The organism is Streptosporangium sp. G12 (assembly GCF_052983175.1).
The window spans coordinates 101886-127097 of record NZ_JBRIQO010000017.1 but is presented as its reverse complement, the minus strand read 5'-3'; the positions used below and the strand labels follow the sequence as shown (position 1 = coordinate 127097).

20 protein-coding genes are annotated in these 25212 nt (G+C 70.1%); 16 read left to right on the top strand and 4 right to left on the bottom strand.

The window, feature by feature from the left end; all coding sequences use genetic code 11:
• Window positions 1-306: 306 nt before the first annotated feature.
• Window positions 307-1143 (top strand): GNAT family N-acetyltransferase, encoded by an 837-nt coding sequence (locus tag ACVCAG_RS25570; RefSeq protein WP_447190396.1) that lies wholly within the window; start codon window positions 307-309, stop codon window positions 1141-1143.
• A 214-nt stretch (window positions 1144-1357) separates the two neighbouring features.
• On the opposite strand, the gene ACVCAG_RS25565 is transcribed toward ACVCAG_RS25570, so the two are convergent.
• From ACVCAG_RS25565 to ACVCAG_RS25555, 3 genes are all read right to left on the bottom strand, one after another.
• Window positions 1358-3184 (bottom strand): ABC transporter transmembrane domain-containing protein, encoded by a 1827-nt coding sequence (locus tag ACVCAG_RS25565; RefSeq protein ID WP_440086755.1) that lies wholly within the window; start codon window positions 3182-3184, stop codon window positions 1358-1360.
• On the bottom strand, window positions 3184-5043 hold the full coding sequence (locus tag ACVCAG_RS25560) for an ATP-binding cassette domain-containing protein (RefSeq protein ID WP_440086754.1): 1860 nt from the start codon (window positions 5041-5043) through the stop codon (window positions 3184-3186). The genes ACVCAG_RS25565 and ACVCAG_RS25560 overlap by 1 nt, the downstream gene beginning before the upstream one ends.
• Window positions 5044-5640: 597 nt before the next feature.
• Window positions 5641-7035, bottom strand: coding sequence for a hypothetical protein (locus tag ACVCAG_RS25555; protein ID WP_447190395.1), 1395 nt, complete (start codon window positions 7033-7035; stop codon window positions 5641-5643).
• A gap of 613 nt (window positions 7036-7648) precedes the next feature.
• Between ACVCAG_RS25555 and ACVCAG_RS25550 the strand changes: the two genes are divergently transcribed.
• The 4 genes from ACVCAG_RS25550 to ACVCAG_RS25535 all read left to right on the top strand — a co-directional run bounded on the left by ACVCAG_RS25550 (window position 7649) and on the right by ACVCAG_RS25535 (window position 14053).
• A complete protein-coding gene (locus ACVCAG_RS25550) occupies window positions 7649-9259 on the top strand; it encodes an ABC-F family ATP-binding cassette domain-containing protein (protein WP_447190394.1) in 1611 nt (536 codons plus the stop codon).
• 63 nt (window positions 9260-9322) lie between these two features.
• Window positions 9323-10141, top strand: coding sequence for a hypothetical protein (locus ACVCAG_RS25545; RefSeq protein WP_440086751.1), 819 nt, complete (start codon window positions 9323-9325; stop codon window positions 10139-10141).
• A gap of 252 nt (window positions 10142-10393) precedes the next feature.
• The gene (locus tag ACVCAG_RS25540; RefSeq protein WP_447190393.1) at window positions 10394-12316 is read left to right on the top strand and encodes a hypothetical protein; all 1923 of its coding nucleotides are present in this window, start codon (window positions 10394-10396) and stop codon (window positions 12314-12316) included.
• A 450-nt stretch (window positions 12317-12766) separates the two neighbouring features.
• Window positions 12767-14053 carry an NlpC/P60 family protein gene (locus ACVCAG_RS25535; RefSeq protein ID WP_447190392.1) on the top strand — a complete coding sequence of 429 codons (1287 nt, stop codon included), beginning with the start codon at window positions 12767-12769 and terminating at the stop codon, window positions 14051-14053.
• A 201-nt stretch (window positions 14054-14254) separates the two neighbouring features.
• On the opposite strand, the gene ACVCAG_RS25530 is transcribed toward ACVCAG_RS25535, so the two are convergent.
• Window positions 14255-14752, bottom strand: coding sequence for an inorganic diphosphatase (locus ACVCAG_RS25530; RefSeq protein ID WP_329087576.1), 498 nt, complete (start codon window positions 14750-14752; stop codon window positions 14255-14257).
• 122 nt (window positions 14753-14874) lie between these two features.
• On the opposite strand from ACVCAG_RS25530, the gene dacB reads away from it, so the two are divergent.
• From dacB to ACVCAG_RS25475, 11 genes are all read left to right on the top strand, one after another.
• Window positions 14875-16242, top strand: coding sequence for a D-alanyl-D-alanine carboxypeptidase/D-alanyl-D-alanine endopeptidase (dacB, locus tag ACVCAG_RS25525; RefSeq protein WP_440086748.1), 1368 nt, complete (start codon window positions 14875-14877; stop codon window positions 16240-16242).
• A gap of 51 nt (window positions 16243-16293) precedes the next feature.
• On the top strand, window positions 16294-17388 hold the full coding sequence (locus ACVCAG_RS25520) for a zinc-dependent metalloprotease (RefSeq protein ID WP_440086747.1): 1095 nt from the start codon (window positions 16294-16296) through the stop codon (window positions 17386-17388).
• A 143-nt stretch (window positions 17389-17531) separates the two neighbouring features.
• Entirely contained in the window at window positions 17532-18545 is a 1014-nt protein-coding gene (tilS, locus tag ACVCAG_RS25515) for a tRNA lysidine(34) synthetase TilS (protein ID WP_440086746.1), read from the top strand.
• Between the two features lie 12 nt (window positions 18546-18557).
• A complete protein-coding gene (gene hpt / locus ACVCAG_RS25510; protein ID WP_440086745.1) occupies window positions 18558-19115 on the top strand; it encodes a hypoxanthine phosphoribosyltransferase in 558 nt (185 codons plus the stop codon).
• Between the two features lie 280 nt (window positions 19116-19395).
• Window positions 19396-21405 carry an ATP-dependent zinc metalloprotease FtsH gene (ftsH, locus tag ACVCAG_RS25505; protein WP_440086744.1) on the top strand — a complete coding sequence of 670 codons (2010 nt, stop codon included), beginning with the start codon at window positions 19396-19398 and terminating at the stop codon, window positions 21403-21405.
• On the top strand, window positions 21402-21992 hold the full coding sequence (gene folE / locus ACVCAG_RS25500; protein WP_440071410.1) for a GTP cyclohydrolase I FolE: 591 nt from the start codon (window positions 21402-21404) through the stop codon (window positions 21990-21992). The genes ftsH and folE overlap by 4 nt, the downstream gene beginning before the upstream one ends.
• 355 nt (window positions 21993-22347) lie before the next feature.
• On the top strand, window positions 22348-23199 hold the full coding sequence (gene folP / locus ACVCAG_RS25495; RefSeq protein ID WP_440086743.1) for a dihydropteroate synthase: 852 nt from the start codon (window positions 22348-22350) through the stop codon (window positions 23197-23199).
• Window positions 23196-23636 (top strand): nuclear transport factor 2 family protein, encoded by a 441-nt coding sequence (locus ACVCAG_RS25490; RefSeq protein ID WP_350972537.1) that lies wholly within the window; start codon window positions 23196-23198, stop codon window positions 23634-23636. The genes folP and ACVCAG_RS25490 overlap by 4 nt, the downstream gene beginning before the upstream one ends.
• A 197-nt stretch (window positions 23637-23833) precedes the next feature.
• A complete protein-coding gene (folB, locus tag ACVCAG_RS25485; RefSeq protein WP_440086833.1) occupies window positions 23834-24223 on the top strand; it encodes a dihydroneopterin aldolase in 390 nt (129 codons plus the stop codon).
• Window positions 24220-24717 (top strand): 2-amino-4-hydroxy-6-hydroxymethyldihydropteridine diphosphokinase, encoded by a 498-nt coding sequence (gene folK, locus ACVCAG_RS25480; protein ID WP_447190391.1) that lies wholly within the window; start codon window positions 24220-24222, stop codon window positions 24715-24717. Before folB ends, folK begins: the two co-directional genes overlap by 4 nt.
• The gene (locus ACVCAG_RS25475; RefSeq protein ID WP_440086741.1) at window positions 24714-25166 is read left to right on the top strand and encodes a DUF3180 domain-containing protein; all 453 of its coding nucleotides are present in this window, start codon (window positions 24714-24716) and stop codon (window positions 25164-25166) included. The genes folK and ACVCAG_RS25475 overlap by 4 nt, the downstream gene beginning before the upstream one ends.
• Window positions 25167-25212: the final 46 nt, after the last annotated feature.

Genomic DNA, 25212 nt, shown 5'->3' with positions numbered 1-25212 from the left:
GCGGCCTGCGAAAGATATAAATCACCAATAATAAGGTGACAAAGATGCTTCTGTCGTAAGCATGGGCTGGTTTCCCGATGGCGGGATGCTCGCGGGGATGTGCCTCGATCGTGACCATTGATGCGGAAAGGGCTCTTTCCGCTGCATGAACCGATAATAGGTATTTAGGCGTTTTCAATGCATGTTCAGGGGATATTTACGGGCTTGGTGAGCGAGCCTGAAGGCTCCGCCGCCCTCGCAGCGGCAGCCGTGACCGGCACGTAATGCAGTGGCGTCGGTCCATGAGTCGCTGTTTGGATGCGGGACATGACTGCCACCGAAGGCTCCCGGGCCCTGCTGGACCTGATCGAGCACTACTACGACGCGGTTCCGCGACGCGAGGCCAGGGTCGAGGACCACGGGCCGCTCACCCTGTTCGTACGGGAGGGCGTGGGGTGGCCCTTCTACGCCCGCCCGGCTTCCGGGTGGTCCGGCCCGGTGCGGGCCGACGACGTGGCCCGGGTCCGCGACCGGCAGCGCGAGCTCGGGATCCCGGAAAGTTTCGAGTGGGTGGCCGAGACCACGCCTGCCTTTCGCGCCGCGGTCGAGGAGGCGGGGCTCACGGTTCACGAGCACCCGCTGATGGTGCTCGGAACGGACGTCGCGCCGGTCGCGCCGGAAGGAGCGCCCGGGCACCTGGCGGTGCGGGTCCTGGGGGCGGACGACCCGGTGCTGCCCTCCGCGCTGGTGGTCCCCCACCTCGCCTTCGCCGAGCCCGGCACGCGCGTCGGCGCGGCGGACACGGCGGACCTGGCGGAGGCGGTCCTCGCCCGCACCGGTGACGGCTCCCTGGAAAGCGGCGCCGCCCGGGTCCGGGCGGGGCTGACGGTGATCGCCGCGGCTGTCGAGGGCGGTACGGCGCTGTGCGCGGGCCAGCACAACCAGGTCGGGGAGGTGAGCGAGATCGTCGGGATCGGCACGCTGCCCGCCGCCCGCCGTCGCGGCCTCGCGCTCGCGGTCACCGCGGTGTTGATCGCCGACGCCCGCTCCCGGGGGGTCAAGACCGTCTTCCTGTCGGCGGGAGACGAGGATGTCGCCCGGATCTACGCCAGGCTCGGTTTCCGCCGCGTCGGCACGGCGCTGATCGCCGAGCCCGCCGGCTAGCGTCCCCGCCCGCCGGTCAGCGTCCCCGCCGCCCGCCGGAGCACGGCCTGGCCGGACGGAGTGCCCCCGGGGTACAGGGCGCTCACCGGGCGGATCGTGGTGTACATCGCCGGTCGTCCTGGCCGAGCAGCGTCTCGACCCAGGTGCGGGCCTCCGCCGCCGGCCGGTCCCACATCAGGTCCACCGTGCCGAAGAGGATGCCGAGCGGCCTCGATCACGCGGAGCCCGCGACGGAGACGAACCCGGAACCGGGCCGGTAGTTGGGAGACTGGTGCCGGAAGTAGGTGTTGTAGACCTGGCAGTAGTGACCACCGCGAGCCAGCAGCGTGGTGTGGTCACCCTCCTCGACGATCCGGCCGTGATCGAGCACGATGATGCGGTCGACGTGCTCGATCGTGGACAGCCGGTGCGCGATGACGATGGAGGTGCGGTCCGCCAGCACCCGGTCCAGACCCTCCTGGATCTGGGCCTCGGTCAGCGGGTCGACGCTGGCGGTGGCCTCGTCCAGGACCACGATCGCCGGATTCTGGATGAGCAGGCGGGCCAGCGCGACGAGCTGGCGCTGGCCCATGGACAGGGCGCGGCCGTGCTCGCCGACGTCGGTCCGCAGGCCGTCGGGCAGGGCGTCGATCCAGTCGCCCCCGCCGACCGACGCGGCCGCGGCGAGCACCTCCTCGTCGCCCGCCTCCGGCCTCGGGTAGCGGATGTTGTCGGCGACGGTGCCGCTGAACAGGAACGGAACCTGCGGCACCGCGCCGATCTGCCGCCGGTATCCGGCCAGGTCCAGCGTGCGGACGTCACGATCGTCGATCATCAACCGGCCGTCCTGAAACTCGTAGAACCGGGTGATCAGCTTGCTGAGCGTCGACTTTCCCGCACCGGTGTGGCCGACCAGTGCGACGCTCTCGCCCGCCTCGATGGTGAGGTCGAAGTCACGCAGCACGGGGCTTTCGGCTTCGTAGCCGAACGTGACACCGCGGAACTCGATGCGGCCCGCCAGCCTGCCGACCGGCTGGGGATCGGTCTGCACGACCCGGGGCGGGGCGTCGATCAGGGCGAAGACCCGCTCCGACGCGGACAGGCCCTGCTGGAACTGGGACCAGAACGCGGCGATGGAGGTGAGCGGGAACCAGAAGAGCGAGACGCCCTGCAGGAAGAGGAACCAGTCGCCGCCGGACAGGCCGCCGCCGAGCACGGTGGTGCCGCCCAGCTGGACGAGCGCGACCGTGGCCAGCCCGGCGACGAGGAAGAGCACGGGGAAGATGCCGGAGAAGACGAACCCCTGCCTGAGCGTCACCTGGTAGCTCTGCCGGTTGATGGGGCGGAACTCGTCGTAGACCCGCTGCTCCTGGCGGAAGTTCTTGGCGACGGTGATGCCGCCCATGGTCTCCTGCAGGGTGGCGTTCACCCGGCTCAGCGAGCGTTGCGCCCTGCGGGTGCTGCTCCGGGCGACCCGCCGGAACAGTAGGGCGATGCCCATAACGATCGGCACCACGAGCAGGGTCAGCAGGGCGAGCTCGACGCTGCGCAGGAAGAGCAGGACCGTGACGAAGCCGACCATCAGCACCTGGCTGATCAGGTCCATCGTCAGGGTGGAGACGGTGGCGAAGTCATCGGTGTCGGAGGTGACCCGGCTGACGATCTTTCCTGACGGGGTCTCGTCGTAGAACGACAGGTCGCGTTCGAGCACGGCGTCGAACGCGTCCTGGCGGAGATGCAGGACGACGTCGCCGGTGACCTTCGCGCTGTGCCACTGGCGGACGAAGTTGAACAGCCAGCCGAGCACCCCGGCGAGCAGCAGGCCGGCGGTGAGCTGCCAGCCCACCTCGTCGATCGTGCCGTCCTCGATCCCGTCCACACCCCAGCTGACCAGCAACGGCATGGCCGCCTGGCTCAGTGAGAACAGCACGATCATGACTGCGACCAGGATCATCGATCCCAGCTTCGGCCGGAAGTAGGACATGATCCGGCGAAGGAGGTCGCGATCGCTGTAGGTGCGGTCGTAGTCCTCGGCGTCGAGGCCGTCCATGATGAAGCCCATCAGCCCTGCGCTCCCTGCTCGCCCGCGAGGACCACGGCCAGGTCGGTGGTGTTGCCGGACACGGTGCCGTCGGTGCCGTCGGCCTCGTCGGCCTCGTCGTAGTGGGTGAAGATCCGCCGGTAGAGACGACTCCGGGTGAGCAATTCGTCGTGCGTGCCGTAGTCGACCAGCTCGCCGCGGCGGAGCAGCAGGACCTTGTCCGCCCAGCGGATCTGGGAGAGCCGGTGGGTGATCAGCAGGGTGGTGCGCCCGTCGAGAACGCGGCCGATGGCCTGCTGGATCCTGTCTTCGGTGGCGGAGTCGATCGCACTCGTCGAGTCGTCGAGCACGAGGATCGCCGGATCCGTCAGCAGGGCCCGGGCGATGGCCAGGCGCTGGCGCTGGCCGCCGGAGAGGGTGATGCCGCGCTCACCGATGACCGTGTCGTAGCCGTCGTCGAGCTCGCCGATGAACTCGGCGGCCTGGGCCTCCTCGGCCGCCCGGACGACGGCGTCCCGCTCCACCCGCTGGCCCAGCCCGAAGGCGATGTTCTCGGCCACCGACCGGGAGAACAGCACGATGTCCTGCTCGATGGTGGAGATCTGGGAGCGCAGCGAGTCGAGGTCCCACTCGCGGACGTCCACACCGTCGACCAGGATCCGGCCCGCGGTGACGTCGTAGATCCGGGGGACCAGCTTCGCCAGGGTGCTCTTGCCCGAGCCGGTCTCGCCGACGATCGCCACGGTCTCGCCCGGCCGCACGGTGAACGTCACATCGCGCAGCACCGGGTCGTCCTCGCCGTAGCCGAACGTCACGTTCTCGAAGACGATCGCCCCGCCGATCGGCGCGGCGTGGCCGTCGGCGCGCTGCCCGAGCTCGGTCTCGGTGTTCATGATGCTCAGGATCCGGCGGGAGGACACGATGCCGATCTGGGCCAGCGAGAAGGTGAAGATCGACATGCTGGTCGGGAATCCCAGCATGGCCACCAGGCCCATGAAGGCGACCAGCTCGCCGATCGTGACGGCGCCGGCGGCGTGCAGGTGGAGGCCGTGCCAGAGCGAGCCGGCCATCGCGAAGGCGAAGAGCAGGGTCGGCAGGTAGCGGGCCTGGACCAGGCCGTTGTGGACGAAGGAGTCGCGATAGCGCCGCGCCCGTTTCCGGAACCGCCGCCGCTCCTGCTCCTCCTGAGCGGTCACCTTGATGACCTCGATGCCGCGTACGGCCTCGTTCAGCCCGGCGTTGAGATCGCCGAACTGCTCCCGCATGCGGGTCGCCACCGGGTTGAGCCGTCTCATGTAGTGCCGGAGCGCGACCACGAAGGCGACCGCGAAGACACCGGGCACCAGCAGCAGCCGCGGATCGATCGTGGCGATGAAGACCAGGGGCACGAGGCCGCTCAGGCCGGAGTCGACGATCAGGTCGACGCCCGGACTGATCATGGTGGAGAGCTGCCGGATGTCGTTGGCCGCCCGCGCCATCAGGTCGCCGACCCGCTGCCTGTTGTGGAAGGTCTGGCTCTTGCCGAGCAGGCTGACGTAGAGCTCGTCCCTGGCGTCCCGCTCCAGCCGCTTGGCCAGGACCTCGCTGCCCAGCCGCGCCACGAGGTCGAAGGCGCCGCGCGCCAGCACGATCGCGAGCAGTCCCAGCGAGATCGCGCCCAGTGCCCGCGCTCCGCCGCCGTCCTCACCCAGCACGGCGTCGAAGGCCGCGCCGGTGAGCCCGGGGACCATGGCGTTGAGCACGACCATGATCAGCGATGCGCCGAGGAAGCCGGTCAGCTGGAGCGGATGGCGGCGAAGATGGGACCAGAGCCAGCGCACCGGACCCCGCCTGTCGTACGGGCGGCCGGATACGGAGAACTCCGAACTGCTGGTGACCACAAGCTCGCTCCCGAGCAGATCGAGGATGGGGGGCGAACCTGTTTTCTATCACCGGGCACCGACCGTTTCCCATCGCATTTTCCGGCCCGCGCCCGCGCCCCCGCCCCGGCCCCGGCCCCGGCCCCGGCCCGCCGGCCTCGGCCTTACCCGGTCCTGCCCTGCTCGGCCCTGCCCGGCGTCGATGTGGGCGCCCACCCCCTCCCCGAGGCCGGGCAGGGCGAAGGCGGGAGAGAACCGGGGAAAGCCGGAGTGAGAAGCGTGGGGGCCGATGCCGGCGCCGATGTCGGGACGCCTGATCCGGAAACCGGCGGGTCCCCTGCGCGAGGACCTTTGGAGAGGAATCGTCGTGGGGCACGTTGAAGTTGGTCAGCCCGCTTACAAGCCGTGGCCCCATGAACTCCGGCGCTTCGATCCCCGGTCCCCGGAGTCGAACGTCTCCGGATCATGAGCGCTGTTCCACATGGAGGGGTGGCGGCCGAGAACCGGGTGTCGGGGAAACTTCGTCGGTCGCGACAAGGGTCGACGTAGCGCCTCCCGGCGGGCTCCGGTGTACCGGGTCACCGCCGGGAGGCGCTGGGTCAGTTCGTCACCTGGAGGTCACTGCCAGGTGTCCAGGCGGCAGCCGTCGGTGGTCTTGCCGTTGTTGCAGTGGTTGAGCTGGAGGGCGTCGAGCTGGTAGGCGAAGGTCTGGCCGGCGGGGCTGACCACCGAGATCTGGACGCTGGCCGCTCCGGCCGGGGCGGTCGCCCTGTGCCGGTATTCCGTCCAGGTGCTGGTCAGCGCGATGGTCGAACTGTCACTGGTGGAGATCAGGGTATTGGACGAGTTGTACCACGACAGGCGCAGTTTCACGTTGCCGGAGGTGGCGGTGGTCATCTTGGCGAAGAACTTGTAGGGCTGGCCGGCGGTCACCGCGGGTTTGCGGGTTACCGATACGACGCCGACGGCGTGCGACTGCACGTTCATGGTGAGCGACCGGCGGCCGTCGTAGTGCTTGGCCGAGATCTGTGACGTCGGGCCGGGCGGGGTCACCTGGATCCAGCCGCCGCCCGAGACGCTGAACCCGGTCGGGGCGGCGTACGGCGCGTCGGCCTCGACGGTGCGTTCCTGCGCGGTCAGCAGGTCGTTGCTGTAGCCGATGTCGCAGCAGGTGGGGGTGGTGAAGTAGGGCCAGGCCGCGACGTTCACCTTGCGGGTGTCACCGGCCTCGTTGCCGGTGTAGAAGGTCGCCGTGGTCTCGCTCGGGTCGTAGTAGTTGTTGAAGTCATGGTCCAGCTGCCAGTCGTATCTCGGGTTGGACATGACGTCGGGATAGCTGAGGTGGTCGACGGCCTCGGTGACCTTGGGATGGTCCACGTAGAAACCGTCCGCGCCGAGGTGGATCAGTTCGTGCAGCTGGGTGGCGCTGGACCATTCGTCGGCGGTCGCCGCGCAGGTCGTCGTGCACCAGGCGGTCGCGGTCCCGTTGAAGTCCTCGAACACCAGGTACTTGCGGTTGGCGTTGTCGTACCCCGCCGCGCCGAGATCATCGGTGATCTTGTCGATCGTGGTCTCGCCGCCGATCACGCCGGCCTCGATCTTCTCCGGTATCACCAGCGCGCGGGCGTAACCGGAGTAGGTGCTGGTGTCGTAGCCGGTGCGGCAGCTCAGCTTCAGGTGCTGGTCGTAGTTGGTGGACTCGTCCAGCTCCAGGTCCATCCGGTCGACCAGCTTGGCGATCTGCTCGACGTGGGTCTCGTAGTTGTTCCCGCCGCCGTCGTGCCAGGCGTAGATCACCTGGACGGCCTGGGTGCTCCCGCTCGCGTTCTTGGGGTCGGACAGCGTCGTGGTGCAGCCGCGCTTGGGCACGTCGGCGTCCACCGGCAGTGGGTACGGACCGGTGGGTTCGTCGATGTACGGCGGCGCGAATGCGGCCACCGGACTCGCCATCGCCAGGACGACGAGTCCCCCCGCGGCGATCGCCGACATGATGCGACGCAGTTTCAGTGACAAAGGTTTTCCTCCCGTTGAGAACCCATGATCGGGAGAGTAATCAGCGCCGCTGACGAAATAAATACCTCATTTTAAACATTTTCGGACCGATGGATAAACGTACGGCCTTGTCCTGGTGTCGGGCGTTCCGTAACTGAAAGTAGTAATACCGATAATGATTTTGGTTGACCATCTTTTTCTGACAAAAATCTCAATGAGGCGCCTTGGGTGTATTTAATTACTTGTGTCCATGAAGGGATAGTTCGCGAAATTTGCGCCATATGGCGGAGTCGACGGACTGACAAGGGGTCCCGCGGCAAACAGCGAAAATCCAACGGACACGGCTCTGAACTGCGGTTACCGATCGACGCGGAAGCGGCCTCAGACTGCGTGCCTGATCGTGCGGCCCGCGACAGTGACCCCGTACGTCCCCGGGTAGCGGACATCATCCGGGCTCAGGATGAGCTCATGACGTGCCCGATCGTCGCGACAGCGCGACGAACCGCCGAGTACCGGGGCGTCTGCTCGCCGTGGGCATGACGACCGGATCGCCAGGCCGTACCGGCTGGAATGGGGATGCCGGACCTGAAACCGGCATGTAGCCTGCGCGGGGACTTGGAAAGAGGGAAGCACAGTGGCACATGTTGAGGTCGGTCATCTGACATATGTCCTGCCGGATGGGCGGCCGTTGCTGGACGACGTGTCCTTCCGGGTCGGCGAGGGGGTCAAGGCGGCACTCGTCGGGCCCAACGGGGCGGGCAAGACGACCCTGATGCGGCTGATCGCGGGCGACCTGCAGCCGGTCGACGGGAGCGTCGCCAGCTCCGGTGGCCTGGGCATCATGCGGCAGTTCATCGGCAGCATCCGCGACGGCAGGTCCGTGCACGACCTGCTGGTCAGCGTCGCCCCGCAGCGCGTGCGGGAGGCGGCCGAGCGGCTCGACGCCGCCGAGCTCGTGATGATGGAGCGCGAGGACGAGAAGGCGCAGATGCGCTACGCGCAGGCCATCACCGACTACACCGACGCGGGCGGCTACGACATCGAGGTGCTCTGGGACACCTGCACCATGGCCGCCCTCGGCATGCCGTACGACGACTGCAAGTACCGCGAGGTCAACACGCTGTCGGGCGGTGAGCAGAAGCGGCTGGTGCTGGAGGCGCTGCTGCGGGGGCCCGACCAGACGCTGCTGCTCGACGAGCCGGACAACTACCTGGACGTGCCGGGCAAGCTCTGGCTGGAGCGGGCGCTGCGCGAGACGGCCAAGACGGTGCTGCTGGTCAGCCACGACAGGGAGCTCCTGGCCAACGCGGCCGACCGGATCATCACCGTCGAGTCCGGCAACATCTGGGTCCACGGCGGGGGCTTCCGCTCGTACGCGCAGGCGCGCAGGGAGCGCAACGAGCGCCTCGACGAGCTGAAGAAGCGCTGGGACGAGGAGCACGCCAAGATCAAGCGCCTGGTCCTCATGCTGAAGCAGAAGGCCAAGTACATGGACACCATGGCCGCCGCCTACCACTCGGCCCAGACCCGGCTGCGCAGGTTCGAGGAGGCCGGGCCGCCGGAGGCGGCGCCCAAGGAGCAGTTCATCAGCATGCGGCTCAAGGGCGGGCGGACCGCCAAGCGGGCGGTGATCTGCGAGAAGCTGGAGCTCACCGGCCTGATGAAACCGTTCGACCTGGAGATCTGGTACGGCGAGCGGGTGGCGGTGCTGGGTTCCAACGGCTCGGGCAAGTCGCACTTCCTGCGCCTGATCGCCGGAGAGGAGGTCAGGCACACCGGCGTGGCCAGGCTCGGCGCCCGGGTCGTCCCCGGCCACTTCGCCCAGACGCACGCCCGCCCCGAGCTCATCGGCCGGACGCCCTGCGAGATCGTGATGACCGAGCACGCCCGGCTCAAGAACGAGGCGATGAAGGTGCTGTCCCGCTACGAGCTGGCCGGGACCATCGCCGAGCAGCGCTTCGAGACACTGTCCGGAGGCCAGCAGGCCCGGTTGCAGATCCTGCTGCTCGAACTGTCGGGCACCACCCTGCTGCTGCTGGACGAGCCGACCGACAACCTCGACCTGGCCAGTGCCGAGGCTCTCCAGGAAGGGCTGGACGCCTTCGACGGGACCGTGGTCGCCGTCACCCACGACCGCTGGTTCGCCGATGACTTCGACCGGTATCTGGTCTTCGGCGCGGATGGGAAGGTCTACGAATCATCCGAACCGGTATGGGATGAGGCCAGAGTTGTCCGGCAGAGGTAAAGACTCGGGCCGTTTCCGGCGTGTCCAGGTGGGCGGGAGGCCGTCACCGGTTATCACGGCTAGGTGACGCACAGCACCCGAATCGTCGGCGCCCTCGCACTCCTCCTCCTTGTCGGATGCGCCGGATGCACCGACGACGAGGAGGAGACGAAGCAGGCCGCCGCGCTCCAGCCGATCGCGGTCAGGGAGCAGGCCTCGTCCATCATCAAGGGCGATGATGGGTACGTGGTGAACTGGGCCGGAGTGCTCGCCAACACCAACCCGTGGCACTTCGGCGAGCACGTCGTGGCCACCGTGGTGGCCAAGAACTCCGAGGGCAAGGAGGTCGTCCGGCTGGAACAGCCGCTGGACGCCGTGCCCCCCGCGGGGACGCTCCCCTTCACCGGCCAGGTGGTGACCCAGGACAAGCCCGCCGCCGTGAGCATCGCGTACCGCCCGGCGCGCTGGCACCAGGCGGGCCGGATCGTCTCGGCCTTCCAGCCCTTCCCGGTTCGCGAGGTGCTGACCGACCGCACGGCCGACGGCGACTATCTCGTCACCGGCTACGTCGGCACCCCGTACGTGATACCGGCCCGCAGCCTGGCCGTCACCGCGCTCCTGCGCGACAAACGGGGCAAGCTGCTCGGCGGTGGGAGCACGTTCGTGGACAACGTCCAAGCGGGCCAGAAGCGCCGGTTCATCCTGCAGATCAAGAGCGTCGAGGACACCCGCGACATCGCCTCCGCCGAGGTGACCGCGCGCACCTGGGGGTCGAGCAGCCGCCCCTTCGAGCAACTCGCCCTCGGCGGTTCGCTGCCCCTGAACACGGTCAAGCCGAAGATGCCGCCGTTCGTCAAGGACCGGGGCAGGCAGGCGCCCCTCGCGGGCGCCGTCCGTCCATGACCGCTCGTCCGTGACCGTCGGTCCTGGGCCCTTCATCCGTGACCGCTCGTCGTGACCGTCCGCCCACGGCCGGCGGTCCTTCCTCGGCGTACCAATAGGCACGATTAGTTCGATTAAATGGCTATTTATCGATATTTATGATTGCTATTAGTGGCAGGTTTTTACTCGAATCGTTGACGTGACGAAGACAGTCGGAGTCACCGTACGCGAATCGCTGGAATTTCCGGTTACCCGGCGTTTACCTTCGATTACATGACTGACAGTGTCCTGGTCGCGGCGTTGTGCGCGAGGAGCCCCGGAGCCCTCGCCGATCTCTACGACTCATACGCGGAAAGCGTCTACCGATACTGCCGTTCAATGCTCGCCACCTCCGACGCCGCGGAATCGGCGCTCCTCGGCACCTTCATCGCCGCCGAGGCCCATGTTCACGCGCTCGCCGACTCCCGTCGGCTGGAGGCGTGGCTGTACGCACTCGCTCGGGGGGAGTGCGTACGGCGTCATCTCGCCGGGGGGCGCGATTCGCCGGTCCCCGCCCCGGTGTTCGCCGCCGGAGGCGACGCGGACCTGCGGGTGATGGCGTGGAACGCCACCCGGAGCCTGTCGGCCGACGACCATGAGGTCCTCGACCTGAGCTGCCGGCACGGCTTCGGGCCCATCGACCTCGCCGCGGTCCTGGGCGTCACCCCCAAGGTCGCCGGTGCGCTGTACGAGTCGGCGAGGGAGCGTCTGCGCGACGTCGTCACCGCGGAGGTCCTCGTCCGCAAGGGGCCCTACGACTGCGCGAGCCGGGCCCGCATGCTCACCGGCTTCACCGGTGAGCTCACGCCGGAGGCGCGCGAGCGGGTCATCCGCCACGTGAACCGCTGCGACACCTGCGCCCCGCACCGGGTCAGGCAGGTCTCCGCGGCCAAGGTCTTCGACCTGCTCCCTCTGGTCGCGCTCCCGCCCACGCTGCGCGAGTGGGTGATGAGCCACTTCACCGACCCCGAGCGGGTCCCCTACCGGCGCGACGTCGCCCGCCTGGCCGGCCCCCTCGACGCTGCCGGGTTCCCCGTCGGCAGGGGGCGCGGAAGCCGCCGGCCCCACGCGCTGGCCGGCGCGGCGGCCGCGGTCGCCGCGGTGACGGCGCTGGCCCTGGTCCTCGCCCAGTCGGTGGCCGACCCGGGAGGCGCGGGTCCCGGCGTCGCCTCGGGTACGTTCCCGGCGGTGGCGGAGCCTCCGGACACCCGGATACCGGGGGAGTCCCGGCGGGGCGGCACGTCCGCGCCGCTGGAACCCGTCGGGGAGGGCATGGCCGTCGAGCGGATCGGTTCGCTCGGGATGACGGAGCCGGTCAGTGCCACCGGACCCGCCTTCGGGGACGACGAGACGGGGACGCCGGACCTGGCCGGTCCTTGGACGGAGGCCTCGCCCCGGCGGCCGGGTGACGGCTCGTCCGGCGACGGAGCGGCCGATCCCGCCCGTGAGGGACCTTCGGCCGACGGGCCGGCCGACCGGCCGGCCGCTCCGGCGGAGAACCCGGCCCAGCCGTCCCTGCCCGTGTCGCCCGTGTCGCCCGTGTCGCCCGTGTCGCCGGGATCTTCCGGGGTCGGCACGCCGGACAGGCACCCCCCGTCCCGCGACCACCACGGACACTCCTCCCGCCGCTGCGGGCTCACCCACCGGCCGGTGGGCCCGACGCCCCCGCGGGCGAATCCGGGCTCCCCACAGGCGGACCCGGCACCTCCGCGGGCGAATCCGAGGCCCCCGAGAGGGGAGCACAGGCCTCCGCGCGCGGTCCCTCGACCGCCGCGGGCCGATCCGGAGCCGCCGCGGGCGAACCCCCGGCCGTCGCACGCCGATCCGCGACGCCCGCGGGCGAACCCCGGTCACCCGAGGTCCGGTCCGCGGCAGGTCCCCGACGATTCCCGACCGGCCCCCGCCGGTCCGGGGCGGGCCTCGGACGGCGCGGGCCGCGGGGGGAGCCCGGGTGGCCAGAGCCCGGAACGGATCTCGAACGGCTCGGGTCACGGGCGGACCCCGGACGGCGCGGGTCAGGGGCGGTCGCCGGGCGATCCAGGCCGGGGCCGGTCCTCGGGGGGTTCCCCGCAGGCCTCCACCGGTACGAATCCCGCCGCCCCGCCCTCGCGGCCGGAGTCTCCCACCCCCTCCGGGGCGGCGGCCATACCGGCCTGATCGATCTGACCGGCTTCACCGGTCTGCCGCCGCCTCCCCGTTCCCCGCCCCCTGCTCTTCTGCCCCTTGCCCTCCCCGTCCCCGTCCCCATTCCCGGGCCCGTGCCTTCTCCGAACTTCGAACTCCGTTCTCTGCTCTCCGGCCCCTGCTCTCGGCCCGCCCCGGACCTCCGCCGGGCGGGCCGTACGGACGTCCGGGGAGAAAACCGCCGCGCACCCGCCGTACAGGAGATCGGGTGTGAGATACGGGGGCCGAGGCCCTTGCCGACGGGGGTATTGTGGCGGGCGGTGACTACGGGGTGTGAGTGGCATGTGTGCGGAGAGTGACGAGCGGGAATGTTGAGATAGGCCGCCGCCTGGCAGGCGGCGACGCGCCGCGTCGTGCGGCGGGATCGCGACACGCGGTGAGACCGCGACACGCGGTATTCAAGGGGACTCCGGGGGGAGACGCATGCATTCAGTCAGACGGCGCCGTCATGCCGCCGCGGTGGCGGGCCTCGCCTGTTGCCTGATCGCCGGGCCGGGGCTCCCCGCCGGCGCTGTTCCTGGCCGGCCGGGACCGGGCGACGCCGCGCCGGGCGGCGTGTCGGGCCCGTCGGCCGATGAGGTGGCCGAAGCGCGGGCGCTGGCCCGCGAGCGCGGTGAGAGGCTCGGCTCGACCACGGTCCTGGTCGCCGAGGCGCAGGCCAGGCTGGAGGAGCTGGTCGCCCAGGCGGAGCGGCTCGTCGAGTCGTACAACGGGGAGCTGGTCAAGACGGCTCGCGTCAAGAAGCTCGCCGAGCAGGCGGCCGAGCGAGCCAGGACGGCGGGCTCCGAGGTCGGGGAGGCCCGGGAGGCGGTGGCCGCGATCACCGCCCAGAACTACGGCGGGCTGGACATCGCCCAGCCCATGATGGCCATGATGACCGACAGCGGCGGCCCCACGGACGACGGCTACCTGCGCAGGGCCAGCATCCTGGCCCACATGGGCGGAGGGCAGGCGGAGACGCTCAAGCAGCTACGCGAGGCCCAGGAGGTCTTCGCCATCCTCCAGGCGCAGGCGGACGACGCCTACGCCGTGCAACGGGAGGCACAGGCGAGAGCCGAGGAGGCGAAGATCGCGGCCGAGGAGGCCGTCGCCAGACAGGTCGACGAGACCCGGCGGATCAAGGAGGAGCAGGCGCGGCTGGAGAAGCTGGCCGAAGAGGCGCGCGGCGCCGCCGACCTGCTCGCCAAAAAGCGTGAGGCGGCCCTGGAGCAGGCCAGGATCGCGAGGGAGAACGCCGAGCGCGCTCGGTATCAGGCGGCCGCCGTGCGCCGCGAGGCGGCGCGGATGGCGGTGGCCTCGGGAGAGCCCGCGTCACGCTGGGCGCTCAACGTGACGGCCGGTTCCGCCAGGGGCGACATCGCCGCCGACTGGGCGCTCACCCAGCTCGACAAGCCGTACGTGTGGGCGGCCGACGGGCCGGCCTCCTACGACTGCTCGGGGCTGACCATGCGGGCCTGGGAGCGGGTCGGGGTCGTCATGGACCACTGGACCGGCACCCAGTGGACCGCGGGCCCGCACGTGCGGCTCAGCGAGCTCCAGCGGGGCGACCTGCTCTTCTACGGGCAGATCACCCAGAACCCCGGCGACATCCACCATGTGGGGATCTACATCGGCCGGGGGCTGATGGTGCACGCCCCGCAGACGGGGGACGTGGTCAGGGTCGCGCCGATGTGGCGCAGCGACCTCGTCGGCGCGACCCGTCCCGCGTGACGACCGGCCAAGGACCGGGCGTCCGATGAACGACCGGCCAGGGACGACCGTCCGATGGACGACCGGTCAAAGGCCGGCCGCTCGACGAACGACCGGCTGAAAACCGATTCTCCGATGGACGACCGGTCAAAGGACGACCGTCCGGAAGACGACCGGCCAAGGGGCGACCGGCCAAAGACCGGGTAATAATCCGGTCACGAATCAGTGCTTTCCGTGGACCTCGTCCTTGGCGCGCTTGATGGAGCGGACGATCTCCTCTTCGGCCTCCACCCTGCCGACCCAGTTGGCGCCCTCGACCGACTTGCCGGGCTCGAGATCCTTGTAGACCTCGAAGAAGTGCTGGATCTCCAGGCGGTCGAACTCCGGCACGTGGTGGATGTCGCGGATGTGTTCCATCCGGGGATCGGTGGCGGGGACGCACAGGACCTTGTCGTCGCCGCCCTTCTCGTCGGTCATGCGGAACATGCCGACCGCCCGGCACTTGATCAGACAGCCGGGGAAGGTCGGCTCCTGGAGCAGCACGAGGGCGTCGAGTGGATCACCGTCCTCGCCGAGCGTGTCTTCGATGAAGCCGTAGTCGGCGGGGTACTGCGTGGAGGTGAAGAGCATGCGGTCGAGCCTGATGCGGCCTGACTCGTGGTCCACCTCGTACTTGTTCCGTTGCCCCTTGGGAATCTCAACGAGAACGTCGAACTCCACCGCGGTTCCTCCACTCAAACCCCCGGGCACCCCCGGTTGGGCGTTAATGTCTCGTAGGCGATTTATGCCTTTTGGATACCGATGATGAGAGGACGGCGACGATAATGCGGCGTGAGCGGTGGGTGGCCTTGGTCACTCTCGTCCTGCTGCAGATCTTCGTCGTCGCGGCCGGGGCACACCTGCTCACCAGCGATGTGCTGGTCGAGGGTGAGCCCGAGACGATCGTCGCGTCGGCCGAGCCGCCCCCCGTCCCGGTCATCACCGCGGGTCCGGTGCTGGCCGCGGGGGGGAACGGCCCTCTCCCCGCCAAGGGTACTTTGGCGGAGCGGCTGACCGAGGCGTTGGGTGACCCCGCCCTGGGGAGAAGTGTCGGCGCCGCGGTCCTCGACGCGGAGACGGGCGCCCTGCTGTTCGGCAGCGGCGCGGCCACGGGCATCACCCCCGCCTCCACCACCAAGGTCGTCACCGCGGTCGCCTCGATGGCCTCGCTTGGACCCGACACCAGGCTGAGCACCCGCGTGGTGCGGGGCTCCTCGCCCGGCTCGATCATCCTCGTCGGCGGCGGCGACCCCACCCTGGCGAGTCCCAGGACGGCGGGGAGCCCGGTCTATCCCCGGCCCGCCTCGCTCGCCACCCTCGCCTCGCGTACCGCCAGGGCGCTCAAGGAGGCCGGCGTGTCCAAGGTGACGGTGGCCTACGACGACTCCCTCTACACCGGGTCGCGTACCGCCGCGACCTGGAAGCCCGGTTACGTCCCCGAGGGCAGCGTCGCCCCCGTCACGGCGCTCATGATCGACGAGGGCAGGGTCTCGCGGGGAAGCGACCAGCGGGTCTCCGACCCCTCCCGCACGGCGCACGCCGCGTTCGTGTCGCTGCTGTCGAAGTACGGGGTCACGGTCTCCAAGTCCGCCAGGCGGTCCAAGGCCCCGGCCGGTGCGCAGGAGCTCGCCCGGGTCGACTCCGCGCCGGTCTACGCCCTGGTCGAGCGGGCCCTCACGCTCAGCGACAACGACCTGTCGGAGGCGCTGGCCAGGCACGTGGCGATCAAGGAGGGGGAGCCGGCCTCCTTCGACGGCGGCGCCGCGGCCGTCGGCAAGGTGCTGACCCGGCTCGGCGCGGCGAAGGGCGTGCGGGTGTTCGACGGCAGCGGGCTGTCGCCGAAGAACCGCATCGCCCCCGAGGCGCTCGCCCGCCTGGTCGCGGCGGCGGCCTCACCGGCCAATCCCGGCCTGCACCCGATCATCAGCGGCATGCCGGTCGCCGGCTTCAGCGGCACCCTCGGGCACCGGTTCGACAAGCTCCACTCCGCCTACGGGCTGATCCGCGCCAAGACGGGCACCCTCGACGGGGTCAACACCCTGGCGGGCATCACCACCACGCGGGGCGGACGCATGGTGACCTTCGCCTTCATGGCGGACCGGGTCCCGCCGGGCTGGGGCAAGGCCGAGGCGGCCCTCGACAGGCTCGCCGCCGCGGTCGCCGCCGGCTGATCACGGGTTCCGGGTGCGCGAGTCGACGGGAGAGCACGTACGGTGGACGGTATGCAGGTGATCGACTGGGATCTTGCCGTCGCGACCGGAACGCGCCTGGTGCGCCCCGGGCCGCAAGTCAGCCGAGAGGAGGCCCGGCAGGCCGTCGCCGATTTACGGCGGCTCTCGCGTGAGGCCGAGGGGCACGTCCGCGAGTTCACCCGAATCGACACCGAGACCGCGCCGCAACCCGCGACCATCGTCGACAGGCCCGGCTGGATCAAGGCCAACGTCGACGGCTTCCGGGTGGTGCTGGAGCCGCTCACCGAGCGGATGGCCGCCCGGGGGAGCCAGACACCGGCGATCGTGAGCGCGGTGGGCTCGCGCGTCACCGGGGTCGAGGTGGGCGCGGTGCTGGCCTTCCTCGCCTCCCGCGTCCTGGGGCAGTACGAGCTGTTCCTGCCGCCCGACCCGACCGGCCAGGCGCCCACGGGACGTCTCACCCTGGTCGCGCCCAACATCGTTCACGCCGAGCAGGAGCTCAACGTCAACCCGCGTGACTTCCGCCTCTGGGTCTGCCTGCACGAGGAGACCCACCGGGTGCAGTTCACCGGCGTCCCCTGGCTGCGCGAGTACGTCAGCACGCAGACGACCGACTTCCTGCTCGCCTCCGACATCGACCTGCCCGCGCTGCTGGAGCGGCTCCGCTCGGCCGCCGGCACGTTCACGGACGTCGTCAGGGGCGGGGAGGGCAACCTGATCGACGCGATCCAGACGCCCGAGCAGAAGGTGATCCTCGACCGGCTCACCGCGGTGATGACCCTGGTCGAGGGGCACGGCGACTACGTCATGGACGCGGTGGGTCCCTCGGTGGTCCCCTCGGTCGCCGACATCCGCGCCAAGTTCCACCACCGCCGCGAGGGCGGTTCCCGGCTCGACCGCACGATCCGCAGGCTGCTCGGCCTCGACCTCAAGATGAAGCAGTACGCCGAGGGATCGGCCTTCGTCCGCACGGTCGTGGGACAGGTGGGCATCGGCGGCTTCAACAAGATCTGGACCTCGCCGGAGACGCTCCCCACCCAGGCGGAGATCGCCAAGCCGGAGCGCTGGATCGCCAGGGTGATCGGCACCCCGGCCATTCCCGAGGCCAGCGGCACCGTCGGCTGACCGGTCCGGCCGGGCGGCCCGATCGAATCGGGCCGCCCGTCGACCGTGCTCACCCCGTCGACCGCGCTCACCCCGCCGGTCACGCCGGCCGTGAGCGGGGTGGTCGTGTCGCCGTCCCGTCCGAGGCCGGGACAATGGCGGGCATGGGTCCGCATCCCGCCGTCGCCGACATCCGGCGCGCCGTACGGCTCGCACTGGGCGACCTGGAGCCGGGCGCTCTGGTGCTGGCCGCGTGCAGCGGCGGCGCCGACTCCCTGGCCCTGGCCGCCGCGCTGGGTTTCACGGCGCCCCGCGCCGGGTTCCGCGCCGGCCTGCTCAGCGTCGACCACGGCCTGCAGGAGGGTTCGGGCGAGCGCGCGGGCGGCGTCGTGCGGCTCGCGCCCGGCCTGGGGCTCGACCTCGCCGAGGCGCTGCCCGTCTCCGTCGGCACCTCGGGAGGGCCGGAGGCGGCGGCCAGGCAGGCCAGGTACGCCGCCCTGTCCGAGGCGGCGGAGCGCCTCGGGGCGGCGGCCGTGCTGCTCGGGCACACCAGGGACGACCAGGCGGAGACCGTGCTGCTCGGGCTGGCCAGGGGGAGCGGCACCCGGTCGCTGGCCGGGATGCCCGCGCGGGCCGGAATCTACCGGCGGCCGCTGCTGGAACTCGGCCGGGCGACGACCGTGGCGGCCTGCGCGGCGCTCGGCCTGACCCCGTGGGACGACCCGCACAACCTCGACCCCCGATACACCCGGGTCCGGGTCCGCGAGCGGCTGCTGCCCGCCCTGGAGGACGAGCTCGGCCCCGGCGTCGCCGAGGCGCTCGCCAGGACCGCGTCCCTGTGCCGCGACGACGCCGACGCGCTGGACGCCTGGGCCGAGGAGGTCTACGCCCGCGTCGCCGTACGGGATTGCGCTCTTAGCGATATCAGCACGGTGACGGTGGCCGTACGGGACCTGGAGGAGCTCCCGGCCGCCGTGCGGCGGAGGGTGTTGCGGAGGGCGGCGATCGACGCGGGATCGCCGCCGGGCACGCTGGCGGCCTCGCACGTCCTGCAGGTCGACCGTCTGGTCACGGCGTGGCGTGGGCAGCGGCGCGTAGAGGTGCCCGGGGGGGTGGGCGTGGTTCGGCGGTATGACACCCTGATACTCGCCAGACAGCCAGCCAGCCCCGTTTCGTAAGGAAAATCCCAGGTGGACGCAGCCGATATGGGCCGGGACCTCTCGAAGGTCCTCATTCCCGAGGAAGAGCTCCAAGCCAAGATCAAGGAGCTCGCGAGCCGGATCGACGAGGACTACGCGGGCAAGGACCTGCTGATCGTGGGCGTGCTCAAGGGCGCGGTCATGGTGATGGCGGACCTGGCGAGGGCCCTGCACCTGCCCGTTCAGATGGACTGGATGGCCGTCTCCTCCTACGGGGCGGGCACCAGGTCGTCGGGCGTCGTGCGCGTGCTCAAGGACCTCGACACCGACATCGCCGGACGCCACGTGCTGGTCGTCGAGGACATCATCGACTCCGGCCTCACCCTGTCGTGGCTGGTCCACAACCTGAAGTCGCGCAACCCCGCCTCGGTGGAGATCTGCGCCGCGCTGCGCAAGCCGGACGCGGTCAAGGTGCCGATCGACGTGAAGTACGTCGGTTTCGACATCCCCAACGAGTTCGTGATCGGTTACGGCCTCGACTACGCCGAGCGCTACCGCAACCTTCCCTTCATCGGAACTCTCGCCCCTCACGTATACGGAGCGGGCTGAAAAGTACGCCCTGCGCGAAGTGCGCCGTCCACAAACGCGACATTGCCCATAGCGGCGGGGAACACGGACCTACCTGACGTACGTTGGTAGGGCAAAGCCGGTCTGTCCGCGCGGTGACCCCGCGCGCCACGCCGGTGTACCTTCGGACAACCGAAGAGGTGGCCTCCCGCCGTCTCTGGGTAGTCAGTTGGAGCGGTTAGGGATACCGCGAACCCCGGGTTCGCCCGGGGTTGCCAGGCTCTGGTCAGGAAGGGACGGGCCCGCCGGGGTTCCGCATCGGATGGATCTCAAGCGATTTACACGTGGGCCACTGCTGTGGATCCTGGGCATCGTCGTTCTGCTTCTTCTCGTCACCACCATGTGGGGCGGTGAGGGCAACTTCGAGAGACGCGACACCTCCCAGATCATCAGCTGGATCGACGAGGGCAAGGTCTCCAACGCCAAGATCATCGACAAGGACCAGCGCATCGAGGTCACTCTGACCGACAAGAAGCGCTACTACTCCTCGTGGGTGACGGGCCAGGGCGTGCAGCTCGCCGACAGGCTCCAGACGGCCGAGGCCGCCAACAAGCTGCCCGGCGGATACAACGTCGACGTGCCCAAGGAGAACTTCCTTCTCGGGCTCCTGGTGAGCTTCCTGCCGATCGTTCTCATCGTGCTGTTCTTCCTGTTCATCATGAACCAGATGCAGGGCGGCGGCTCCCGGGTGATGAACTTCGGCAAGTCGAAGGCGAAACTCATCACCAAGGACACCCCGAAGACCACCTTCGCCGACGTCGCGGGTGCCGACGAGGCCATCGAGGAGCTCCAGGAGATCAAGGAGTTCCTGCAGGCCCCGGCGAAGTTCCAGGCGATCGGCGCCAAGATCCCCAAGGGCGTCCTGCTCTACGGCCCGCCCGGAACCGGAAAGACCCTGCTCGCCAGGGCCGTCGCCGGCGAGGCCGGGGTGCCGTTCTACTCCATCTCCGGTTCCGACTTCGTGGAGATGTTCGTCGGTGTCGGCGCCTCCCGGGTCCGCGACCTGTTCGAGCAGGCCAAGGCGAACGCTCCGGCGATCATCTTCATCGACGAGATCGACGCGGTGGGCCGCCACCGCGGCGCCGGTCTCGGCGGCGGCCACGACGAGCGCGAGCAGACGCTGAACCAGCTCCTCGTCGAGATGGACGGCTTCGACGTCAAGGGCGGCGTGATCCTGATCGCCGCGACCAACCGGCCCGACATCCTCGACCCGGCGCTGCTGCGTCCCGGTCGTTTCGACCGCCAGGTCACCGTCGACCGTCCCGACCTGGAGGGCCGCAAGGGCATCCTCAAGGTGCACGGCCGGGGCAAGCCCTTCGCCGAGGGCGTCGACCTCGACATCATCGCCCGCCGGACGCCCGGTTTCACCGGTGCCGACCTGGCCAACGTGATCAACGAGGCCGCGCTGCTCACCGCGCGGGCCGACCAGAAGCTGATCACGATGGAGCTGCTCGAGGAGTCCATCGACCGCGTGATGGCCGGCCCCGAGCGCAAGTCCCGCGTCATGTCGGACCAGGAAAAGAAGATCATCGCGTACCACGAGGGCGGGCACGCCCTGGTCGCGCACGCGCTGCCCAACTCCGACCCGGTCCACAAGATCACGATCCTGTCCCGCGGACGCGCCCTCGGTTACACGATGACGCTGCCGATGGAGGACAAGTTCCTCGCGACCCGCTCGGAGATGCTGGACCAGCTCGCGATGCTCCTCGGCGGCCGTACGGCGGAGGAGCTCGTCTTCCACGAGCCCACCACCGGCGCCTCCAACGACATCGAGAAGGCCACCTCCATCGCCCGCCGCATGGTCACCGAGTACGGCATGAGCGAGCAGCTCGGCGCCCGCAAGTTCGGCAGCGGCAACGGTGAGGTCTTCCTCGGCCGCGAGATGGGCCACGAGCGCGACTACTCCGAGAAGATCGCCTCCACGATCGACGAGGAGGTCCGCCGCCTCATCGAGTCCGGCCACGACCAGGCCTGGGAGATCCTCGTCGAATACCGCGACGTGCTCGACAACCTGGTGCTGGAGCTGATGGAGAAGGAGACCCTCTCCCGCGACCAGGTGCTGCAGATCTTCGCCCCGGTCGTCGTCAAGGAGAAGAGGCCCTCCTACTCCGGCTACGGCAAGCGGCTGCCCTCCAACCGTCCGCCGATCCTGTCCCGCAAGGAGCAGTCCGGCAACGGCGCGCTCCCCACGGGCGAGCAGGCGGCCGGTGGCAACGGCGCCCTTCCGGCGGGGACGGGTCACCCCGACGCCTCGCCCAAGGACGTGAACTGAACGTGGGGGGTGCCAAGCCGCTCCAGGTCGACGCGGCCCGGCTGGAAAGCGCGGTCCGGGAGATCCTCATCGCCATCGGTGAGGATCCCGACCGCGACGGGCTCCAGGACACCCCCGCCCGCGTCGCCCGCGCCTACGCGGAGCAGTTCGCCGGGCTGGGGCAGACCCCGGAGGACGTCCTGACCACGGTCTTCGACGTCGATCACGACGAGATGGTGCTCGTCCGCGACATCGAGGTCTACTCGACCTGCGAGCACCACCTCGTGCCGTTCCACGGCGTGGCCCACGTCGGCTACATCCCGAACGCGAAAGGGCAGGTCACCGGCCTGTCCAAGCTCGCCCGCCTCGTCGACGTGTACGCCAGGCGCCCCCAGGTGCAGGAGAGGATGACCTCCCAGATCGCCGACGCGCTCATGAACGTGCTGGAGCCGCGGGGGGTCATCGTCGTGATCGAGTGCGAGCACCTCTGCATGACCATGCGGGGGGTCCGCAAGCCAGGGGCCAAGACGATCACCTCGGCCGTGCGCGGGGACTTCCGCAACAGTGACAAGACCCGCGCCGAGGCGATGGCCCTCATCATCCGCTGATCGCCGTCCCGCGTGCTTTCGAGAGCCCGTACGGACGTGACCCCGCCCGGACCGCCGATCGGCGGCCCTGGCGGGGTTTTCGCCCCCACGCCGACCTTGGTCGGGCTAATATCGCCACACCCGGCAGGGCCGGGCGCCCCGATCGGGTTCTCTCCGACTCTCGGATCGAGATGGCCACGCCCGAGGGTCTCGCGGAGCCGCCGACTCCGAGTGGAGGAGAACGCATGCCAGCCAGACGTCCCGGGCGGGACACCGACCGAGGACCGTCCGCCCTGTGACGGGTGTGCGGATTCGTTATGGCGCAAGCCGGACCCACGAGACGGGCGTACAGGGCACAACGCCTAGGCTTGTCGCCATGACTACGTGGAGTGTGCCCGGGCTGCCGGACGCGGGCCGGTGCCTCGTGATGGGCGTGGTCAACGTGACTCCCGACTCCTTCTCCGACGGCGGCAGGTGGTTCGACCCGGCGGTGGCCGTGCGTCACGGCCTGGAGCTGGTCGAGCAGGGCGCCGACATCGTCGACGTCGGCGGCGAGTCCACCAGGCCCGGCGCCGCGCGGGTGCCGCTGGAGGAGGAGCTGGCCAGGGTCGAGCCGGTCATCCGGGGGCTGAGCCGCGAGGGCGTCACCGTCAGCGTCGACACCATGCGGGCCGAGGTCGCCCAGATGGCCGTGCGTGCCGGGGCGAAACTGGTCAACGACGTCAGCGGAGGGCTGGCCGACCCGGCGATGCCGAGGGTCGTGGCCGCCTCAGGCGTGCCGTACGTGGTGATGCACTGGCGGGGGCACAGCCACGCCATGGACCGCAGGGCCGTGTACGGCGACGTGGTGACCGAGGTGCGCGAGGAGCTCGCCAAGCGGGTCGCCTCGGTGCTGGCCGAGGGGGTGTCGGAGGAGCAGATCGTGCTCGACCCGGGGCTGGGCTTCTCCAAGAACCCCGAACACAACTGGGCGCTGATCGCGGGCATCGACAGGCTCGGAGAGCTGGGTTACCCGCTGCTCGTCGGGGCCTCGCGGAAACGCTTCCTGGGTCGCCTCCTGGCCGACCCGGAGGGCGTGCCGCGCCCTTTCAGTCGTAGTGACGATGCCACGCTCGCCGTGACCGCGCTCGCCGCGCAGGCGGGGGCCTGGTGTGTGCGCGTGCACGACGTCCGTCCGAACGCGGACGCCGTCCGTGTGGCTGCCGCAGTTCAGGGAGCGAGATCATGAGCGTCGACACCACCGCCGTCGAGACGGTCAACCAGGCGTTCTACACCGCCATCGAGGACGCCGACCTCGACCGGATGACCGAGATCTGGGCCGAGGACATCGAGGGCGAGCAGGTGAGCTGCGTCCACCCCGGCTGGCCGATCGTGAACGGCCGGCAGGAGGTGCTGCGCTCGTGGGCGCTCATCATGGCCAACACGCCCTACATCCAGTTCGTGCTGACCGACGTCCGCGTCATGGTCCTGGGCGACGTCGCCATCCTCACCTGTGAGGAGAACATCCTCACCGCGGGCGACGAAGGTGATTCCAGCTTCGCGGCGGGCAAGGTGGTCGCGAGCAACACCTTCGTGCGGACGTCGGCGGGGTGGCGGCTCTGGCTGCACCACGGCTCACCCGTGCTGCAGGGGGACGACGAGGACGAGGAAGAGGAAGCCGCGTGAGCGAACGCACCGGTGAACGGTCCGGCGGGGGTGGCGGTCACCCGGTGGCCGGGGGACGGCCCCTGCGGATCGACGACGGCGTCAACGACCTGATCGGAGATCCGGCCGACGAGCCGGCCGGCGGTCCGATCGGCGGCCGGCTGCCGGATCCGCTGGAGAACCTGGTCCTGGGCTCGTCCGGGGCCGTGGCGTACGGCCTGCCCTCCGGCGAGTCCGGCAGGACGGCCACCGACCGGATCAGCCTCAGAGGGCTGCGGGTGCGCGGGCGGCACGGCGTGCTGGCGGCGGAGCGGGAGCTCGGCCAGGAGTTCGTCGTCGACGTCACCCTGTTCCTCGACACGGCGCCGGCGGCGGCCGGTGACGACCTCACCAGGACCGTCCACTACGGCGAACTCGCCGAGGACCTGGCGCGGGTCGTGGGAGGCGAGCCGGTCGACCTGATCGAGACCCTCGCCCAGCGCCTGGCCGACGTCTGCCTGGCCCGCGAGCTCGTCCAGGCGGCGGAGGTGAGCGTGCACAAGCCCGCCGCGCCGATCCCGCTGCCGTTCGACGACGTGATCGTGACGATCACCCGGGGCCGGGCATGAGGGTGGTCCTGGCGCTCGGCAGCAATCTGGGCGACCGGTTCGGCACCCTGCGGGGCGCGCTCGACGCCCTGTTCGAGAAGCCGGAGCTCACGTTCGTCGCGGTGTCGCCGGTCTACGAGACCGACCCGGTCGGCGGTCCGGAACAGGGCGCCTATCTCAACGCGGTGGTGATCGCCGAGAGCGCGCTGGAACCCCGGACGCTCCTCGATCGTGCTCAAGGTGTGGAGAACGCCTTCGGCAGGGTCCGGGTGGAGCGCTGGGGAGCGCGCACCCTGGACATCGACCTGATCACCGTGGGGGACGTCGTCATGGACGATCCCGACCTCACCCTGCCGCACCCCAGGGCGCACGAGCGCGCGTTCGTGCTGGTCCCCTGGGTGCGGGCCGACCCCGGCGCCGCCCTCTCCGGCCGCCGGGTGGCCGACCTGCTGGCCGGTCTCGACCAGGGCTACGTACGGCCGCGCCCCGACCTGACCCTCCAGAGGCCCGTGTGAAGCCCACCCGCCCCGGTGCCCTCATCGGGATCTTCCTCGTGTTCGCGATCCTCACCTGGGCGCTCCTCAGACCGCTCTACTCGGACCTGCCGACCGTGCCGTGGACGGCGATCCCGACGGTGCTGCTGCTGGCGATCGGCGAGTTCTACAGCGGGTGGATGACGAAGGCCAGGATCGAGCGCAAGCCCGACACCAAGCCCGTCGAGCCCCTGGCCGTGGCCCGCCTGGCCGCCCTGGCCAAGGCCTCCGCGTACGGCGGGGCGATCTTCGGCGGGATCTTCGCCGGGTTCACCCTCTACACGGTGGAGCTGCTGGAGCAGGAGGTCCCCCGCCGCGACTTCTTCATCACCGGCGGGTCGATGCTGGTGTGCGTGCTGCTGATCTGCTCGGCCCTGTACCTGGAGCACTGCTGCAAGGTGCCCAAGGACTCCGCGGACGACGATCGCTGAGGCGCCGGCCCCGGCTCCGGCCCCACCTGGCCGTCCGCCGCCCGGG

What these genes read in the sequence shown, in the direction of transcription:
- ACVCAG_RS25570 (WP_447190396.1), top strand. Translation starts at nt 307, where the DNA reads ATGACTGCCACCGAAGGCTCCCGGGCCCTGCTGGACCTGATCGAGCAC.
- folK (WP_447190391.1), top strand. Translation starts at nt 24,220, where the DNA reads ATGAGGGTGGTCCTGGCGCTCGGCAGCAATCTGGGCGACCGGTTCGGC.
- ACVCAG_RS25535 (WP_447190392.1), top strand. Translation starts at nt 12,767, where the DNA reads ATGCATTCAGTCAGACGGCGCCGTCATGCCGCCGCGGTGGCGGGCCTC.
- ACVCAG_RS25520 (WP_440086747.1), top strand. Translation starts at nt 16,294, where the DNA reads ATGCAGGTGATCGACTGGGATCTTGCCGTCGCGACCGGAACGCGCCTG.
- ACVCAG_RS25565 (WP_440086755.1), bottom strand. Translation starts at nt 3,184, where the DNA reads ATGGGCTTCATCATGGACGGCCTCGACGCCGAGGACTACGACCGCACC.
- tilS (WP_440086746.1), top strand. Translation starts at nt 17,532, where the DNA reads ATGGGTCCGCATCCCGCCGTCGCCGACATCCGGCGCGCCGTACGGCTC.
- ACVCAG_RS25490 (WP_350972537.1), top strand. Translation starts at nt 23,196, where the DNA reads ATGAGCGTCGACACCACCGCCGTCGAGACGGTCAACCAGGCGTTCTAC.
- ACVCAG_RS25540 (WP_447190393.1), top strand. Translation starts at nt 10,394, where the DNA reads ATGACTGACAGTGTCCTGGTCGCGGCGTTGTGCGCGAGGAGCCCCGGA.
- ftsH (WP_440086744.1), top strand. Translation starts at nt 19,396, where the DNA reads ATGGATCTCAAGCGATTTACACGTGGGCCACTGCTGTGGATCCTGGGC.
- folP (WP_440086743.1), top strand. Translation starts at nt 22,348, where the DNA reads ATGACTACGTGGAGTGTGCCCGGGCTGCCGGACGCGGGCCGGTGCCTC.